Origin of the sequence: Tardisphaera saccharovorans, from assembly GCF_046635845.1 — an archaeon.
Classification (GTDB): domain Archaea; phylum Thermoproteota; class Thermoprotei_A; order Marsarchaeales; family UBA168; genus UBA168.
This window is the reverse complement of the sequence record NZ_JAQQXN010000002.1, coordinates 128,524-144,471: the sequence shown is the minus strand read 5'-3', so window position 1 is coordinate 144,471 and position 15,948 is coordinate 128,524. Positions and strand designations below refer to the sequence as shown.

Sequence of the window (15,948 nt, the reverse complement as noted above, 5' to 3'; positions counted from 1 at the left end):
TTATAATTTGAGCTGAATATGTAGATGCGTCAAGCTTGAACGAAGAGAAGTCCAAGGGCATACACGATGTTCTCCTTCCGGAGAAGGTCGCGATAGGGCCAGGATTATCCGACGCCGCAAGGGAATACATAAACAACCTCACGTCTGGTGGCAAGGTGCTCTTTGTGCATGGTAAGAGCTCTTATCTCAAGCTTTCAGGGGTCTTAAGCGGGCTTGCTCTTGATGATGTTGAGGTAGGCACCCCTCCATCGCTGGCCGAGGTTTTGGCGGCGTCCCAAAGGCTTAGGTTATCTCATTACTCCGCCGTCGTGTCAATAGGAGGAGGATCCATCATAGATACTGGGAAGTTCCTATCTTTACGGTTGGGTATACCAAACGTTTCGATCCCCACCTCGCTTTCTCACGATGGAATAGCGTCTCCGCGTGCTTCCCTTAGGTCGAATAACGGGCCAACATCCATGGCTGCCAAAGTCCCTAGGGCCGTTTTCGTGGATCTGGGTGTGGCTACGTCATCACCTCACCGCTTCGCGGCGGCGGGCTTTGGGGATACCGTGGCAAAGAAGACAGCCGTGCTCGACTGGAAACTTGCAAGCGAAAAAGGAGTTGAGGATTATGGAGATTACTCCGCCGCACTTGCAGAGCTCTCCGCGGAGCATGTATTGCGGGCCTCAAGTTATATAGCAAATGGAAGCGAATTTGGGGTGAGGGTTTTGGCCGAGGCCTTAGTGAGCTCCGGAATTGCCATGGCCATAGCCGGGTCCAGCAGGCCTGCCAGTGGTTCAGAGCACCTTTTTGCTCACGCACTTCAGTTGCTGCGCCCAGATGCGGCCCTGCACGGTGAGATGTGTGGAGTTGGAACTATAATGATGGCAAAGCTTCACGGTATAGATTGGGAAAACATAAGGCTCTCGCTGCAGGAGGTCGGCGCGCCAGTTGACGCCAGAGGCCTTGGGGTCGCGGATATAGACATAATTAGGGCCCTAACCATAGCCAACAAGATAAATAACAGGTATACCATATTGAGCGAAGGTCTAACCTTTGATGCGGCTGAAAAACTAGCCCGTTCCACGAAGGTCATCGCTTAGGTCCTTCGTTTTCCATCCTCTTACCAGCCGCGACCATGGCAATACCAATGGCAGTGGTTATGGGCTCTGGGGCAGCAATCAAAATCATGCCCAAAGCCATGAGCTTCTTTCCGACATCTGCATTTCCATGCGGATAGCGCTTCATTAACCTATCAATTTCTTCAAGACAACGCTGTTGCGATTTCTTATCGGGCCGCGCCATAAACCGGTTCAAGGATATGTAAAGTTCCACCATGTCGGTCCTTTGATCCATGTACTTTTGCAAGGCTATCTTTTGCGTGGCCGCGCTCAGCCTTTGTAGGTCGCGCTCAAGCCTATCCAACGAACTGCCCTCCATTACTTGAGAGGTATTTCGCGCGAGGTTTTCTCGTTTTTGTTGAAAATAATTATATCACTAGCGATATACTTAAAAGCGATGGTAATAATAACCATATGAGCGAAGTTAAAGATGCGGTTCCAAGAGGATTCACTCGCTATTACGTTCTTTACCTGCTTTCGAAGAACCCCATGACAGGAAAGGAGATAATCGACGCTGCCTCTTTGGATCCAAGCCTTCATTGGAAACCCTCACCAGGACTGATATATCCAATGCTTGGGAGGCTTTTTGATGAGGGATTCATAGAAGAGGTGGACGGAAAGTACAAGATAACTGAGAAGGGCAAAGCCAAACTGGCCGACTACTACAAGTATCAGGCGGGGTTAATTGACAGGATAGCTGCCATAGAAGAGCTCGCAACCAAGATCGCCGATACGAACTTGCTTGTCACCTCTGAAGTCATCGATAGCGTTACGTCAGGTGTAAGCCAGCTTAAGCAGAAGGTGGGCCCAGAGGTAAAGCTAAAGCGCATCAAGGAGCGCTATAGGGACTTCTTGAAATCCGAGCTTGAAAGGATAAATAAGGAGCTTGAGGGCGAGACATCCGCAGGGCAATCCGCAGGGCAAAAGGATAAGAGCAACTCGAGTAACTAATAACAGCGCTCTTGCAATGCTTTAGCAAAAGGCACGTTATCCCTGCGCCACGGGAGAAACTATTACTATATTATCGCCTCTTACTACAATAGTTCCCAGATCCCTACTTTTTCCATCTTGAGATACCTCTTCGGCGTTTTCCAGCACAACGTTAAGGTATATATCATAGTTCTTGAGGAGGCCTCTAATCGTTTTTCCTCCTTTTAACACCAGTAACACGGTTTTTCCAAACGAGCTATCCATAAGCTGTTGTGTGGCCGGTTCAGACAATCTGAGTAATCCGGGGCCGTTGTACTTAACTCTATCGCACCCGCGTTGAGTAAGGCCTCGTCATTTTGGGCCTTAAGCCCACGCCCTCAGCTCCTTGCCTGCGTTCGGCTGTGGTTGACTAGTCATATACAGGCCAAAGCTCTCAAGCCTTAACATAATATGACCCCTCAGATTTTAGGTATAAAGCGAAAAGCGTATGACTTTCGATTAAGTCATCCTATGACCGCCAAGAAAGTGCTTATTGCAGGAGGAGGCGTAGGGGGGGTTGTGGCGGCAAAAAGGCTATCTGAGCGCCTTAAAGGAAAAGCAGAAATAACTCTTATCAGCGATTCAGACTACTTCTACTGGCCGCCTTACCTCAGCGATGTTGCCTTTGGGGGCATGGATCCATCCGAGATATACCAGCCGCTTTCTCATCTCTCTCAAAGGGGAGTAAAGGTGGTGAAGGCCAAAATAACGAAGATTGCTCCTGAAAACAGGAAGGTGACGACCGAATCGGGAGATGTCGCCTATGACTACTTGATAGCCAGCCTTGGCTCCGTGTATGACTTCTCAAGTTATGGGCTCTCAGCAGGGGTTCACAACTATACGCTGGAAGGGGCGCTGAAGATGAGGGAGGCCCTCTCTTCTTTTGGAGGTGGTAAGCTCGTCATATTCGCTCCAGAAATGGTCCATCGGTGCGGAATGTATCCGTTTGAGCTCGCGAGTAGGCTTGACGTCTCTCTAAGAAAGAGAGCGATAAGAGATAGAGCTGAGATAACTCTGATACATCCCTTTAAGAAACCTGTCCAGCCTCTAGGAAGGGAGATTTCGGGTTACCTTGAAGAGAGGTTTCAGAGCCGGGGTATAAACTACGTAGGGGGAGCTAAACCCGTAGAGATAGACCAAGTGGGAAAGAAGGTCGTATTGGAAGGAGAGGAAGTACCCTACGACCTCCTTGTGGTTATACCTCCAATAAGGCTCCCTCCTGCATTCCGGGAGTCTGGGCTTACGGCCAGCACTCCAGCTGGCGAGTGGACTGCCGTGGATCCCTCTAACGCCAGAAGTTTGAAGTACGATGACGTTTTCCTCCCTGGTGAGCACTCAATGCCCTTCTTGAGCCTGCCTGCTGCCGGAGTACCCGTACACTTTTTGACTCTTTCAAGCGCTGCCGAGGTTGCTGGGGAGGTACTTGGTGAGCCAGTAGATCCCCAAGGCATGAGCTCGATGGTGTTGCTTATGGATTTGGGTGATCAGGGCGTGATAATCGGGTGCGACTTGGGTAGGAGGGAGAACAGTGGATTGGCATGGGCGGGTGACCATTATGAGTACAAGGAGCCAGGTCTTGACTGGATTGGCAAGTGTTACTCAGTGCTGGCGTCTCCCCTTAGCAAGTTCGCTAAAGACATGGTGTACTCGAGCTTTATGCTCACGTCGATGCGAAGGCAGTAAAGGACTAAGAGAGGTCAAAATTAGATCCCTTGAGAGTGGTATCTAGGCATGGTCCAATTCCTCGCCAAACCATTAAATATTTGAGGTAAATTAATACGTAAATGGGAAGGAGAAGAAGAAGGAAAATAAATCCGGTGCGGGCAAAGAAAGGAATCCCGAAGGTGTTCAGGTGTCCTAAATGCGATAGCGAGAGCTTGGTGGCAACTCTAACCTCTACCAACGAAAATGGAGACAAGGAATACACGTTAAAGTGCGGTGTCTGCGGTTTCACGCAGAAGGTCGTGGTGAATAAGAACCAACAAGCCGTTGATGCCTATAACAAACTCGTTGACATAATAGCTGGCCTGGCGTGAGGTAGCCATGCACAATAGCAATATTGAGGAATATATCAGGAAGACCGTTTCAGAAAAGGGCTTCTTTCATTTCACGTTAGTTGATCCCGAAAAAACCGACGCTTCCCTGAGCAGGAGCATAAAGGAAATAGACCAATCGGGAACAGACGGGTTCCTCGTAGGGGGCAGCACCGGTTTTTATCCGCCAGAGGTCGAGAAAGTGATCTCGAGCATAAAGCAGATCTCAAATAAGCCCGTCGTTCTGTTTCCTGGAGGTGTTTTCGGGGTAGCTAGGAACGCCGATGCCATACTGTTCCTCTCGCTTTTGAATTCGCTTAACACGTACTTCCTCATAGGGGCTCAAGCCCAAGCCGCTGGGCTTATCAAGAGAATAGGCCTAGAGGTCATTCCTGTTGGATACATAGTGTTTGGGAAGAGCAGCATGGTTTCCGTAATGGGTATGACTCAGGAGATTGAGCCCGCGAATTATAAGGCGGCTACAGCCTACGCCTTGGCTGCCTCGCTTATGGGAATGCACGCAATATACTTGGAAGGAGGCTCAGGAGTTCCTGCTCCTATACCGCCAGGCACGGTGTCTCGCGTAAGGAATGCGCTCCCTCGCGACGTTCTGTTGATAGTTGGAGGAGGGATAAGGAGGGGAGAGGACGCAAAAACTGTGGTTTACTCGGGAGCTGATGTAGTGGTTACTGGAAGCGTTGTAGAGGAGCGGGGCGCCGGTTCCTTAAAAGAGATAATTGAGGGATGCGAGGAGGGAGCAAAGCTCAAGGCGACCAGAAACGATGAGTCTGGTTAATGAAGAATTAGCCATGGCAGAAAGAAAGGTGGCGGCTTTCGTGGCTTTGGCGGCCCTCTGCGCGGGCTCGCCGAAGCTAATTCAAGACATTGGTGAAACAGATGGGCATGGGATCAAGGAAATCCTCATGGAGTGCCAGAAGGAAATAGAGAGATGTGCCAAAGCGCGTGCGCTGTCATTTGATAGGGAACTTTGGAACAGCAACACGTACATGTTGCAAAACGGGTACGTTATAAAGGGCCCCATAATAAGTCCTGACGAGCTTGAACGTATATCGCAGAATCTCAGTAAAAAAAAGCTATCTTTAAAAAGGATACGCAACATGGCAGCGAATCAAATCATGGGCTAATTCCTGCCCGTTGAAGAAAGCTCCTTGAGAGCGGCCAGCGTTCCTTTTCCGGTCTCGTGCGCGATTCCTAGGTCCGTTAGCACGGCGTCGAGCACCGACAGGCCCGTTAGCACCTCTCTTTCCCCGACGGTGTTCATGTGTCCTATTCTAATGATCTTTCCTGCGAGCTTTCCCTGTCCCCCTGCGAAGAGCACTCCATACTTTTTTCCCTGTGAAACCACGGATTCGGCCTTTTCAGGGATCTTGATTGCCGTCACCGTATTTGATTCATGTCCTCTCTCAGCCAGAAGCTCTAATCCCATGGCTTGAGCTCCAGCCCTTATGGCCTTTCCCATTAACCTATGCCTATTTATCCTATTATCCAGCCCTTCCTCGTAAATCATGGCTATGGCTTCCTCCAAGGCTATGATGAGGGAAGTGGCGGTGGTAAAAGGGACATCGACCCTTCCACCTTTGATGTAATTTCTAATGTCTAAGTAATAGTTTTGTCCTCTATCGGACTTTTCAATTATGGATAGCGCCCTGTTGCTGAGAGTTATAAACGATACGCCAGGCGGTCCTCCCAAGCACTTCTGTGAGGCCGTTATCATCGCGTCGATACCCCACCTATCGACCTCAACCCTGTCACCGCCGACGGAAGTTACGCCGTCAACTATTGATATGGTCCCTCTTTTGTTGACCTCCTGCATTATTTCATCCATGGGATTTAGCACGCCCGTTGAGGTCTCGTTGTGCACTAGGGTTACGAAGTCAAAATCCTTCTCGTCAAACGCTTTTTTGGCATCCTCGGCCGTTATGGCCTTTCCCCACTCCTTAAAATAAGGAGTGACATTATCGGAATAGTACTTGGATATGTTGTAGAGTCTCTCGGAAAAGGCCCCGTTAACAAAGCTGAGCACTTTGGACTCGCGCTTAATCATAGAGGAAATCGCCGAGTCCATGGCAGCCGTGCCGGAGCCCGTTATAGGAATGGTAAGGTTGTTGGTTTCCTCTAGGTTGGAGATCGACTTGGTCACGAACTCCAACGAGTCTATGAAGCTCTTCTCGCGATGGTATCTGACGGGGCTTGAAAGTGCCTTTAGCACGCGAGGATGCAACTTCACGGGACCCGGAGTCAGCAGCAATAAGTCATCATCGTCGTATTTCAACTTGATCTTTGCATCTGGAGCCAATTTAGCTTTTCGCCTTTTAAAAAACGAAGAGAATAAAGGCAAGTATCATATAGCATATGCATTGCCATTTGAAGACGGATCGTTCATATATGTGGACTATACCACGAAGAACAAGGACGACGGAAAAGTATTCGAGACAACGGTAGAAGAGGTAGCTAAGTCAGCGGGGATTTACAGAGAAGGGGACGTTTATGGCCCTCGTTTGGTGGTCTTAGGTCAGGGTTGGGTCACTAAGGGATTCGAAGAGGCGCTCAGAAGCGCTGAGCTGGGCAAGGAATCAAAGGTGGAAGTGCCGTACGATAAGGGATATGGCCCAAGAGACCCAAGAAAAGAGAGGCACTATTCCATGAGAGCGTTTGAAAAAGGCGAGCCTCCAAGGGTAGGTGCACTTGTGGAGGTCAACGGCGAAGTTGGAACCGTTTTAAGTGTCGGAGGCGGAAGGGTCTTAATAGACTTCAATGATCCAAGGGCCGGTAAAACGCTTGTCTACGAGTTCGTGGTCAGGGAAAAACTGGAGAAGGACGAGGATAAGATCAAGGCACTCGTTCATAGGAGATTCTCGGGACTTAAGAGGGATGACATAGTTGTGGTCCTGGATAAGAACTCATGCACGGTTCAGTTGCCGGAGAGCGCGAACTTGATGGAGAACGCTGCTTATTATAAGGCAGCTGCGGCCAGGGATATAAACAAGTACTTCCCGAACGTCTACGTTATACATTTCGTGGACACCTACATGTTCAAAGCGCCGCAACAACCCGCTCAACAGACGCAAGCGCAGGCGCAAGCCCCCTCACAGCAAGAACAACAGGCCGCGCCCACTGTACAGCCGTCGCAGACCTCCGAGAGCTCTCAGGGAGAACGGAAAAATGAAGAGACGGGGTCAGGCTCTGAGGAAAACCAAAGCAAGGACGAAGCTCCAAAAACAAGAAGAAACAAGAAATCGGAATCCGCAAAACCCGCAGATTGACGCTGTGATTGACGGGCGGGATAACTCAGTCCCGCAGATATGATGGGCTTTTGACTGCCCCACAACTTAAAAAGTTGGGCTTATGCTTTGAGTGAAAGTAATATGCAGGTTCAGATCTTCGATACGATGAAAAGGGCGAAGGTCCCGGTTCCTAACAAGGAGGGAAACGTGGGCATATACGTGTGTGGGCTTACTGTATATGATAGGCCGCACCTAGGCCACGCGAGAGTTTTTGTGGTCTTTGATGTGCTTAGGCGCGTGCTGGCAAATAATGGTTATTCCGTGAAGTACGTGCAAAACTTCACTGACGTTGATGACCGCATAATAGCTAGGGCTCGCGATCTTGGCACATCGGCGGAGGCGGTTGCAGACAAGTACATAGCATTTTACTTCGAGGATATGCACAAGCTTAACGTCATGGACGCGGATGTTTATCCTCGTGCCACGCAGCACGTAAGAGAGATAGAGGACCTCATATCGAAGATAGAGCAAAGGGGTTACGCCTACACGACTTCCAGCGGGGTTTACTTCAGAGTTCAGAAGTTCCAGGGATATGGCAAGCTTTCTCATCAATCAATTGAAAACCTGAAAAAAGGAGCAAGAATCGAGCCTGATCCCGAAAAAGAGGATCCTTTGGACTTCAGCCTTTGGAAGTTTTACAAAGGAGACCCGGCAGAACCGCACTGGGAGTCTCCTTGGGGAGATGGAAGGCCGGGATGGCACATAGAGTGTTCTGCGATGTCCATGAAGTACCTCGATGAGATCGATATACATGGAGGTGGAGAGGACCTCATATTTCCACATCATGAGAACGAGATCGCTCAGAGTGAATCAGCAACAGGAAAGACGTTTGCCCTTTCATGGATGCATGTGGGTCTTCTAAACATAGGGGGAGAGAAGATGTCAAAATCTCTGAAGAATTTCATAACCATAGGCGATGCCGTGGCCCGTTGGGGGCCGAACTCGGTAAGGCTATTTTTGCTCTCGGCTCCCTATCGCGCCCCCCTAACGTACACCGAAGAGCTCATGGAAGCTGCAGCGAATAACTGGCTTCAGATAGAGACGTCCTATGCTGAGGCGTTGTGTCCAAATCCCGCATCCTCTGAGCTTTCAAGTGACGAGCTACCTGAAAGAGAAATGAAACTGGAGCAAAATTTGCTTTCTCACCTTTCCGATGACCTTAATACACCCGTGGCCCTTTCAGACTTGAACGCCTGGTCCTCCTTTGTAGCCAGAGTGGCCTCTGCAAGGGATGGGCTCAGCGTTGAAGACGCCAAAATCGTGAGAAAAGGTTTTGAATACGCCGCTGGGCTGCTGGGGTTTACGCTGCCTCAGGTCGATGAACGGCATCGCGACCTTGTCGAGCAGCGCTTTCTTTTACGCCATAAGAAGCAGTTCGCCGAGGCCGATAAGATCAGACAAGCGCTATGGAACGAAAACGTGATCTTAATAGATCACAAGGATCACACGGTTTGGTTTGAAAGTTCAGTTCCCAATGCCGTTCGCAGGATAGCTAGGCTTGGCGAGCCAAGCAAACCGAAAACTTAATAGCGATTTAAGAAAGGGCAGTGAGTTGTCGATTAGCCTGATTATCAACATCGGCTATTACCTTGCCTTTGCGGTTATAGCCTTGGCGCTGATTTATATAATGCTCTCAGAAAGAAGAAGACATTGAAGTAAAAAATGTTGGCCGATTTTTTATCAGAGAAGACCGCGGCTGTATTGAAGGAGCTTGGGTACAGCGAAAACAACGCAGTTCAACGGCTTGCCATTCCCTTTATAAGTTCGGGTCAAAACGTGTTGGTTATAGCCCCCACGGGGAGCGGGAAGACCGAGGCGGCCATGTTTCCCTTAATGGATAGGATGCTAAGGGATAGCTCTTCAACGCTAATATACATCACCCCGCTTAGATCGCTCAATCGGGACATCTTGCTGAGGCTTAGGAGATTGGGCAAGGCGCTTGGCTTGAGCGTAGCCCTCAGGCACGGTGATACCACAAGTTGGGAAAAGAGCAAGATTAGCAAGAACCCTCCAAGGGTTATGATAACTACTCCCGAATCCCTCGAGGGCCTCTTGATAAGCCCGTCCCTTGCGGGTTTTCTCAAGAACGTTAGGGCCGTAGTCATTGACGAGTGCCAAGAGGTTACCAATAACAAGAGAGGAATAGCGCTTTCATACGCTCTTGAAAGGCTTTGCGAGAAGGCCGGTGAGTTCCAAAGGGTAGCTCTTTCGGCGTTTACCTCCGATCCAGAGGCGGTTGCCCGCTCTGCGTTCGGCAAAAGAGCTTATAAAACGGTAGAGCTCAAGGCCGTTAGGCCAACTGAGCTAACCGTGAAGCTTGTGCCAAGGGAGAACGAGCTCAAAGAGCTGGCCTCGATAATCAGCGAATCGTTATCGGTTTTGCTGTTTACCAATACCAGAGAGACCGCGGAATGGTTAGGAAGGAGGCTAGGCGAGATCGTTGATGTTGGTGTCCATCACGGCTCTCTTTCGAGGGAGATAAGGGAAGACTTGGAGCGCGAATTTAAGATGGGATCGAAGAAAGCCCTTGTGTGCACTTCTTCTCTTGAGCTCGGCATAGATATAGGAAGAATAGATGCGGTAATACAATATCGTTCTCCCAGAAGGGTAGAGGCTTTAGTGCAGAGGATCGGAAGGGCTGGTCACAGGGAGGGAGGAGTGGCCAAGGGATACGTGATCACTGACGACGTTTTGGATTACCTAGAGAGCTTGGTGATATCAAGAAGGGCGCTTGCCGGCCACGCTGAAAAGTTTGCCTCACCCCCTGCGGGGCTTGATGTTTTGGCTCATGAGATAGTTGGCCTGTTGCTTGACATGAGTAGGATCACTGCGGAAGACGTAAAGAGGGTTTTTTCCCGCTCATGGTATTTCAGCGCAAGCGACGAGGATTTAGAACAGGTTTTCAATGCCTTACAACGCCTGAGGGCGCTTAGGTACGCGAAGGGGATCGCGAAGAAAACGCTGACGACGAGGAAATACTACGCGCTGCATGTGTCTATGATACCCGGTGGCTTCGAGTACAGCGCAATGCAGTCAAGCGACAAGAAGGAACTTGGACGCTTCGACCGGGAATTCGTGATAGCGCACTGTCAAGCTGGCTCGTTGGTACGGCTTGGTGGAAGGGATTGGAGGGTTGACTCCGTAGATTACGATAGGATGCAGGTATGGCTTTCGCCAGCGTCTTCTTTTGGACTTATTCCCTCTTGGGAGGGAGAGCTGATACCCGTGGACCGCGAGGTGGCGCGGGAAGTAGCCGCCTTAGGCGATTTTGGGCCCGAGCTCAAGGCCTTAACGGATGCCTCATCAGTCCTAGAGGCAGAAAACCAGCTCAAGGAGACCCCACTTCCTGGCCTAGCCCTTGTGTTTTCGGGTTCCTCCGTGGGAGACAGGTTTGGCATTACGTTATTTTCCCCATTGGGAACCAAGGCGAACATGGCATTTGGCATAGCCCTTTCAAGATACCTTGAGGAAAACGGCGTGCCGACAATATTCTCAAGGGATCAATACAAAATCGTGCTAGAAACGAGCCTACCCGTAAGCAATGATTTGCTGCAGGGCTTCTTCAAAAAGAGCGCGGACGAAGTTCAAACGCTTTACCTAAACGGCCTGCTTTCATCCCCCTTATACTTGAGCAGGCTCCTTAGGGTTTGTCTGAGGATTGGCCTTATTGACAATAAAACTTCACCTGGACAGGCCCTTCTGAGGAAGATAGCTGACGCATGGAGCGGTACGTGGGTAGAAAGGGAAACGGTCTCTGAGATTAATTCAGACGATGCTGATGTGGAGGGGTTACTTCAACTTCTTTCAGACGTCAAACAAGGGAAGGTTCCAGTGGTCTTTTCTGAAGATCAGAGGAACGCGTTCTTCGTGGAAAGGCGCTATAACGATCTCGCGACAACATTGGATGCAGTGAACAATCGCCTGCTAAGTAGTGAGGTTAAACTCGTTTGCCTCAGCTGTGGCTGGGAAAACGTATATAAGGTACAAGACTTGCCAGATAAAATCGTGTGTCCGAAGTGCGGTTCCATGATGGTAGGATGCCTAGGCCCACACGCCAAGACTGAAGGCCTTGTAAAAAAGGTCAGAAATGGAAGGAAGCTTTCTCCGCAAGAGAAAAGCCTTGCAAATGAGCTTATGAGATCGAGCAATTTGATATCGCAGCGGGGAAGATATGCCGCTTACGTTCTTGCGGGAAGGGGCATCGGGCCAGACGTCGCTCTCAGAATACTCAACTCGTTTCCAAGGCTTTCTTGGCCTCCAAAGGAGCTTGTAACACACGTGATAAAGGCTGAAGCCGACTTCAATCGCACACATATGTTTTGGAATAGTTAGCTGCTTGTTCTTGAGAAAATGGCGGTTTTTCCATCGTATTTTAACATGTTTGCGTAAATAGCCCAATGAACCAGCACCGCCTCTACAATACTTTCGTTTTCCTCATCATCATCGGAGAAGACTATCCCCTTTTGCTTGAGCGCTTCCGAGATCTCTCTGGAGGTAACGAAGCCCGACTTCTCGGTCAGCTCAAGTGCGGTCTTAAAGGGTTCGATTTTGCCTATGTTTTGCTTTAGCAGTTTAAAGCCAGAAGTTCCCTCTTCAATTATGCGAGATCCGAGATCCGTCAAGGACACGTCTCCGCCGTTTACGGTAACCAATCCCAGTATTTCAGCGACATCTAATATTGGAAGCATTGACTTTAGGTCAAATCCGAAATCATCTGCAAGCTTAGCTGCGTCTACTTTCCCTCCCTCCTCCTTAACGCTCTTTATTAGTGCCATAACCTGGCTGCTGCTAACGCTCGGCGGGAAAACTACATCTTGCGGCAAATCACGACGACCTTTAGTTTAATCCATGCCGTAAAAATTTAAAGCTTTCTTGATACGAAACCAGTGTTGCGTTTATCTTAGCCTCAAAAGTTAAGCGAAAAACTCATCAGCTATTTCCTTTGGGGCCTCATATCACATATTTTGAAGTAGGGTATGTTCGCGCTTTACCAAAGTTTGGAAAACCCGCATTCTTTGGGTAGGAGAATGTCGGTTTTCATCTTTTCTTCACTAGAGACTTGTCCGTAAGGACGGGTAGTTTACTTAATCAAAAATTCAAGAAGAAACCCCAATGGCCATGGCATACAAATTTCAACTAAAGCTAATTTCTTTCTGAGCATTAACGTCAAGTTTTTAAATGAATGCCTAATATGCATATGATGATTGAAATGACCTTGATTGGGATCAATCAAGGAAAAAGCTGAGGAGATTGGCATGCTAGTTAAAGACGTGATGAACGGTAATCCGGTATACGTGGAGGTTCCAAGTAACAGAAGGACGGTGCTGAGCGTCCTTCTCAAGAACGAGGTTTCCTCCGCTCCCGTAATAAGGAGAGGAAAGAATACACTGGCAGGGATAATATCCATAAATGAGCTCATGAGTAAAAGCGAAACCGATCAAACAGCTTTACTCATGAACAACAAACCGCCCAAGATCAGGCCAAAGGACCCTATTCAGAAAGCTGCCAAGGCTATAATAAAAAGCGGTTTTAGGGCCGTTCCCGTGGTAGATGACGAGGGCAAGCTTGTGGGAATAGTCTCCGTTGAAGATTTACTATCGAGGATAGAAAGCGATTCGTTTCTAACCGACTCAATAGATAACTACTTGGCTGACAGATTTGCATCAGCCTGGATAGGCACACCAATCGCAATTGGCTACAAGGTAATGAAGTATGCGGCCTCCGACACGATAACGCTTCTAGATGACTCAGGTAAGGCCTTGGGATTTCTTATGGAGTTCGACTTCCTAAGGGAACTCGAAGAGGAGTACAGCAGCAGTAAGTCGCTAATACAGGCCTCGAGTGAAGGGGAAGATTGGGACTGGTCAGTTGCTCCGGTGCTTTACATGGGTGAGAAATCGTTGACCTTCCCCAATAAAAGGTTGTCCGATTTGGAGACAAGGAAGCTACCAGTGGTACCACCTGGGACACCGGTCAGGCAGGCCGTGCAAGAAATGCTGAAGAGCAACTCTCCTCAAGTAGCGGTCGGAAACGAAAAGGAGATAGACGGATTGGTTTTCGACGTAGATCTCGTTAAAAACCTGATAATACCTTAAAGTATCATTTTATGTTAAAATGTGATTTAAATTTTGGCGTTGCACCAAAACCACAGCTAGAGCATCTGTGAGTGTGAACGTTAAACGTGTGTTTTCCACAGCGCCTGCAGATGACATGGGTTCTTTTTCCCGCTCCTTTCCCTTTGGAAGCTGTGCCATTACTCAACTTTATCGAGAAAAGACGAAGACCTCATAAAAGCTTTCTGCTTGGATCAGGCGGCAAACGACATATGGGTAGCCGCAACAAACCCTCTTTAGGAAGTTTTGCGAACCAACTGCATGTAATGAGCGTAAATAGCTGGGTCAGCAGCAATTAGGCATCTGATTGCCAACCGTTGGCAAAATCTTTTGGTCTTCCGCTTACTCCTTTTGCTGCTCGTCATAAGCTATTTTTATCAATTTTTCCTTGTATTCGGTTTCCTTACCTGGAGGCGATTTAATTGTTAGAGTTAGTTCGACTGAATCTCCCTCTAGGGAAGTCATCGTCACGCTGGCGCCTGCGTCCTCTAGGGCCTTCTTAACTTTTTCGATGTTTTTACTGACTTTTATGGTGAACTTTATGCTTTCGCCCGCTTTTGCCATTAACGCTCCTCCGGTGAGTAACACGTAAGTGGGTATTATTAGCGTCCCTTTCTTTGTGGCGACTTCGGTCGTAACCTCATTTAGCTCGATTATGCTGCCCTCTACGTTTAGAGCTGGTAAAGATACTTGATCGCCCTTTCTGTAGTTGAAAATCATTTTGCGCTCAGGATTACCTTTTGCTATCAAGAAGAACCCCTGCACTACGGCAGAATTTGGTATCACTAATTCGGTTCCTCCTTCGGTCATTACCGAGGTGTAAATGGCAGTTATCTTGTTTACTTTTCCCGGTATGTTGTTCACAAAAACGGAATCTCCAACCCTTATCGGAAAGGCCGCATAAATGAACATACCGGATATGAGGTTGCTGGCTAAAGTCGATATGGCAAGACCAATTATTATTGCTGCTATGCCACCGCTAACCATGATAGTTGTTAGCGATACGTGGAGAGTTGCCATTATGGCTAAAGCGCCAGCCGTAACTATGGCAATCTCGAGTAAGAAATTAAGAAGACCAGATATGTGAGGCCCAAAGTATTTTGAGGTAGCCTTTGAAAAGTCTTTGAGAACGTAGAGGAGCACGATGGTGACGATACCTATTATCAATACGTGAATATTGGTTCTTTCTGTTGGCTTTACGTTTACCAGAGGGGCTAATATGTAGTCAAATGAAAACAAAAACATAATAGCAATCAGGACTATGGCGATAACTTTTGCTAGAAGGCTTGTGGGTGTTTTCGTTTCTGCCATAACGTAATTACATGAGCAAATTTAAGCGCAATCGCGACGCGCGCGATAAGCATCAATGCTTATGCGCTGTTGCCCCTTTAAACAAAAATGCCGGCCACTCCCGCCGTAGAGCTTTGTGGCTTCTTGTGTTTTCTTATTCATACGATTAACTCTGGAATATTACCAACTGCATTAAGGAACTTTAAAACGCGTGCGCTTTGGCGCGACCTGATTCGCGGGCTACGTGCGTTGCAAGAATCGAGAACGATCTTTGCGTGGGGGCTTGTATCATGAGCTTCGAGGACCGTGTCAAAAAAAACGATCTTGTCTCTCTTCTTGAGCCGCTTAAGGAAAGGCTGGCCGAGATGAGTGATGAGGAGAAATTTAAGACGGTTATTTCGCTCTTTGGTAGGCGCGGCAAGAAGGCCGTTCAGGCCATAAAGGATAACACTAAGATTCTTAAGGTGAAGAGTAAACCCATATATCTCGTGCGCGGCAAGCGGCTCGATTACATCACCATCGGTTTGGGATATTGTAGTTGTGAAGACTTCTATTTGAACAACGTTCTAAGGGGGCTTGGCGTGCCTTGCTATCATCAATTGGTATTGATACTAGCGCAATCTATGGGCAAAAACATAGAAGAGATCAACGTACAGGAATTTCAGCTCCACCTGTCCAAAAGCTTAAGCTAGCATAGGTGCCCTACCAGTTAAGGGACCCTGCAAGGCTTGTAGCCTCACCGAATCCCTTACGCGGATGGGCTTGACTTCCGGGTTCGGAATGGGTCCGGGTATTTCCCCATCCGCTATGACCGGCAGGACATAATTTCCCGATCCGTGTAAAATAAGCTTTGCCCTGCTTTGCTTCATAAAAATTGCGTGCTATTTACGGCACAAACCCCATCTCTGCTTGGAAATCCCATGGAACGCGCAACCATGACAGGAGTTAGAGGTGAAACTCTTCTTTAAAGGGTGATGGACGACCTCCTTACGGAAACGCTACAAACTTGAAAGCCAGAGAGCTGGGTACCCGCTGACCAATAGGGCTTTGCCTGTGGAACGCAGGCGAGATGCCCGCGGACGGTAAGGTGAGCGCAGCCGTTGCGGTTGCGAGCCCTGCCGAAGGAAGCGGGAAG

17 protein-coding genes and 1 rRNA gene are annotated in these 15,948 nt (G+C 48.6%); 11 read left to right on the top strand and 7 right to left on the bottom strand.

The genetic code is table 11. From position 1 onward, the window contains the following. Window positions 1–35: 35 nt before the first annotated feature. Entirely contained in the window at window positions 36–1,085 is a 1,050-nt protein-coding gene (locus PRZ02_RS04115) for a sn-glycerol-1-phosphate dehydrogenase (protein WP_449464584.1), read from the top strand. Here PRZ02_RS04115 and PRZ02_RS04110 read toward each other — a convergent pair. Beyond that, a complete protein-coding gene (locus PRZ02_RS04110) occupies window positions 1,075–1,422 on the bottom strand; it encodes a hypothetical protein (RefSeq protein WP_449464583.1) in 348 nt (115 codons plus the stop codon). The two genes, PRZ02_RS04115 and PRZ02_RS04110, sit on opposite strands and share 11 nt — an antisense overlap. A gap of 95 nt (window positions 1,423–1,517) precedes the next feature. Between PRZ02_RS04110 and PRZ02_RS04105 the strand changes: the two genes are divergently transcribed. Further along, the gene (locus PRZ02_RS04105) at window positions 1,518–2,054 is read left to right on the top strand and encodes a PadR family transcriptional regulator (protein WP_449464582.1); all 537 of its coding nucleotides are present in this window, start codon (window positions 1,518–1,520) and stop codon (window positions 2,052–2,054) included. Window positions 2,055–2,090: 36 nt separating this feature from the next. On the opposite strand, the gene PRZ02_RS04100 is transcribed toward PRZ02_RS04105, so the two are convergent. Beyond that, window positions 2,091–2,324, bottom strand: coding sequence for an LSm family protein (locus tag PRZ02_RS04100; RefSeq protein WP_449464581.1), 234 nt, complete (start codon window positions 2,322–2,324; stop codon window positions 2,091–2,093). 219 nt (window positions 2,325–2,543) lie between these two features. Here PRZ02_RS04100 and PRZ02_RS04095 point away from each other — a divergent pair, with 219 nt between their 5' ends. The 4 genes from PRZ02_RS04095 to PRZ02_RS04080 all read left to right on the top strand — a co-directional run bounded on the left by PRZ02_RS04095 (window position 2,544) and on the right by PRZ02_RS04080 (window position 5,250). After that, on the top strand, window positions 2,544–3,755 hold the full coding sequence (locus tag PRZ02_RS04095) for an NAD(P)/FAD-dependent oxidoreductase (RefSeq protein ID WP_449464580.1): 1,212 nt from the start codon (window positions 2,544–2,546) through the stop codon (window positions 3,753–3,755). Between the two features lie 101 nt (window positions 3,756–3,856). Next, a complete protein-coding gene (locus tag PRZ02_RS04090) occupies window positions 3,857–4,108 on the top strand; it encodes a hypothetical protein (RefSeq protein ID WP_449464579.1) in 252 nt (83 codons plus the stop codon). Window positions 4,109–4,115: 7 nt separating this feature from the next. Continuing rightward, window positions 4,116–4,901, top strand: coding sequence for a geranylgeranylglyceryl/heptaprenylglyceryl phosphate synthase (locus PRZ02_RS04085; protein WP_449464578.1), 786 nt, complete (start codon window positions 4,116–4,118; stop codon window positions 4,899–4,901). Then, complete coding sequence (locus tag PRZ02_RS04080) at window positions 4,888–5,250, top strand: hypothetical protein (RefSeq protein WP_449464577.1); 363 nt, start codon at window positions 4,888–4,890, stop codon at window positions 5,248–5,250. Before PRZ02_RS04085 ends, PRZ02_RS04080 begins: the two co-directional genes overlap by 14 nt. Here the strand turns inward: PRZ02_RS04080 and PRZ02_RS04075 are convergent. After that, window positions 5,247–6,398, bottom strand: coding sequence for a pyridoxal-phosphate-dependent aminotransferase family protein (locus tag PRZ02_RS04075; RefSeq protein WP_449464576.1), 1,152 nt, complete (start codon window positions 6,396–6,398; stop codon window positions 5,247–5,249). The two genes, PRZ02_RS04080 and PRZ02_RS04075, sit on opposite strands and share 4 nt — an antisense overlap. A gap of 85 nt (window positions 6,399–6,483) precedes the next feature. On the opposite strand from PRZ02_RS04075, the gene PRZ02_RS04070 reads away from it, so the two are divergent. The 3 genes from PRZ02_RS04070 to PRZ02_RS04060 all read left to right on the top strand — a co-directional run bounded on the left by PRZ02_RS04070 (window position 6,484) and on the right by PRZ02_RS04060 (window position 11,742). After that, window positions 6,484–7,389, top strand: coding sequence for an FKBP-type peptidyl-prolyl cis-trans isomerase (locus PRZ02_RS04070; RefSeq protein WP_449464575.1), 906 nt, complete (start codon window positions 6,484–6,486; stop codon window positions 7,387–7,389). 87 nt (window positions 7,390–7,476) lie between these two features. Next, the gene (gene cysS / locus PRZ02_RS04065) at window positions 7,477–8,937 is read left to right on the top strand and encodes a cysteine--tRNA ligase (RefSeq protein WP_449464574.1); all 1,461 of its coding nucleotides are present in this window, start codon (window positions 7,477–7,479) and stop codon (window positions 8,935–8,937) included. A gap of 138 nt (window positions 8,938–9,075) precedes the next feature. Further along, window positions 9,076–11,742, top strand: coding sequence for a DEAD/DEAH box helicase (locus PRZ02_RS04060; protein ID WP_449464573.1), 2,667 nt, complete (start codon window positions 9,076–9,078; stop codon window positions 11,740–11,742). Here PRZ02_RS04060 and PRZ02_RS04055 read toward each other — a convergent pair. Beyond that, window positions 11,739–12,233, bottom strand: coding sequence for an AAA-associated domain-containing protein (locus PRZ02_RS04055; protein ID WP_449464572.1), 495 nt, complete (start codon window positions 12,231–12,233; stop codon window positions 11,739–11,741). The two genes, PRZ02_RS04060 and PRZ02_RS04055, sit on opposite strands and share 4 nt — an antisense overlap. A gap of 396 nt (window positions 12,234–12,629) precedes the next feature. Here PRZ02_RS04055 and PRZ02_RS04050 point away from each other — a divergent pair, with 396 nt between their 5' ends. Continuing rightward, window positions 12,630–13,505, top strand: a complete 876-nt coding sequence (locus PRZ02_RS04050) for a CBS domain-containing protein (RefSeq protein WP_449464571.1) — start codon at window positions 12,630–12,632, stop codon at window positions 13,503–13,505. A 4-nt stretch (window positions 13,506–13,509) separates the two neighbouring features. Here the strand turns inward: PRZ02_RS04050 and PRZ02_RS04045 are convergent, their stop codons facing one another. Then, window positions 13,510–13,671 (bottom strand): 50S ribosomal protein L37e, encoded by a 162-nt coding sequence (locus PRZ02_RS04045; RefSeq protein ID WP_449464570.1) that lies wholly within the window; start codon window positions 13,669–13,671, stop codon window positions 13,510–13,512. A 194-nt stretch (window positions 13,672–13,865) separates the two neighbouring features. After that, window positions 13,866–14,834 carry a mechanosensitive ion channel domain-containing protein gene (locus PRZ02_RS04040; protein WP_449464569.1) on the bottom strand — a complete coding sequence of 323 codons (969 nt, stop codon included), beginning with the start codon at window positions 14,832–14,834 and terminating at the stop codon, window positions 13,866–13,868. A gap of 269 nt (window positions 14,835–15,103) precedes the next feature. Between PRZ02_RS04040 and PRZ02_RS04035 the strand changes: the two genes are divergently transcribed. After that, on the top strand, window positions 15,104–15,505 hold the full coding sequence (locus PRZ02_RS04035; protein WP_449464568.1) for a hypothetical protein: 402 nt from the start codon (window positions 15,104–15,106) through the stop codon (window positions 15,503–15,505). Between the two features lie 8 nt (window positions 15,506–15,513). Here PRZ02_RS04035 and rrf read toward each other — a convergent pair. Next, window positions 15,514–15,632 (bottom strand): 5S ribosomal RNA (rrf, locus tag PRZ02_RS04030). Window positions 15,633–15,948: the final 316 nt, after the last annotated feature.

What these genes read in the sequence shown, in the direction of transcription:
- PRZ02_RS04110 (WP_449464583.1), bottom strand. Translation starts at nt 1,422, where the DNA reads ATGGAGGGCAGTTCGTTGGATAGGCTTGAGCGCGACCTACAAAGGCTG.
- PRZ02_RS04105 (WP_449464582.1), top strand. Translation starts at nt 1,518, where the DNA reads ATGAGCGAAGTTAAAGATGCGGTTCCAAGAGGATTCACTCGCTATTAC.
- PRZ02_RS04095 (WP_449464580.1), top strand. Translation starts at nt 2,544, where the DNA reads ATGACCGCCAAGAAAGTGCTTATTGCAGGAGGAGGCGTAGGGGGGGTT.
- PRZ02_RS04090 (WP_449464579.1), top strand. Translation starts at nt 3,857, where the DNA reads ATGGGAAGGAGAAGAAGAAGGAAAATAAATCCGGTGCGGGCAAAGAAA.
- PRZ02_RS04085 (WP_449464578.1), top strand. Translation starts at nt 4,116, where the DNA reads ATGCACAATAGCAATATTGAGGAATATATCAGGAAGACCGTTTCAGAA.
- PRZ02_RS04080 (WP_449464577.1), top strand. Translation starts at nt 4,888, where the DNA reads ATGAGTCTGGTTAATGAAGAATTAGCCATGGCAGAAAGAAAGGTGGCG.
- PRZ02_RS04040 (WP_449464569.1), bottom strand. Translation starts at nt 14,834, where the DNA reads ATGGCAGAAACGAAAACACCCACAAGCCTTCTAGCAAAAGTTATCGCC.
- PRZ02_RS04035 (WP_449464568.1), top strand. Translation starts at nt 15,104, where the DNA reads ATGAGCTTCGAGGACCGTGTCAAAAAAAACGATCTTGTCTCTCTTCTT.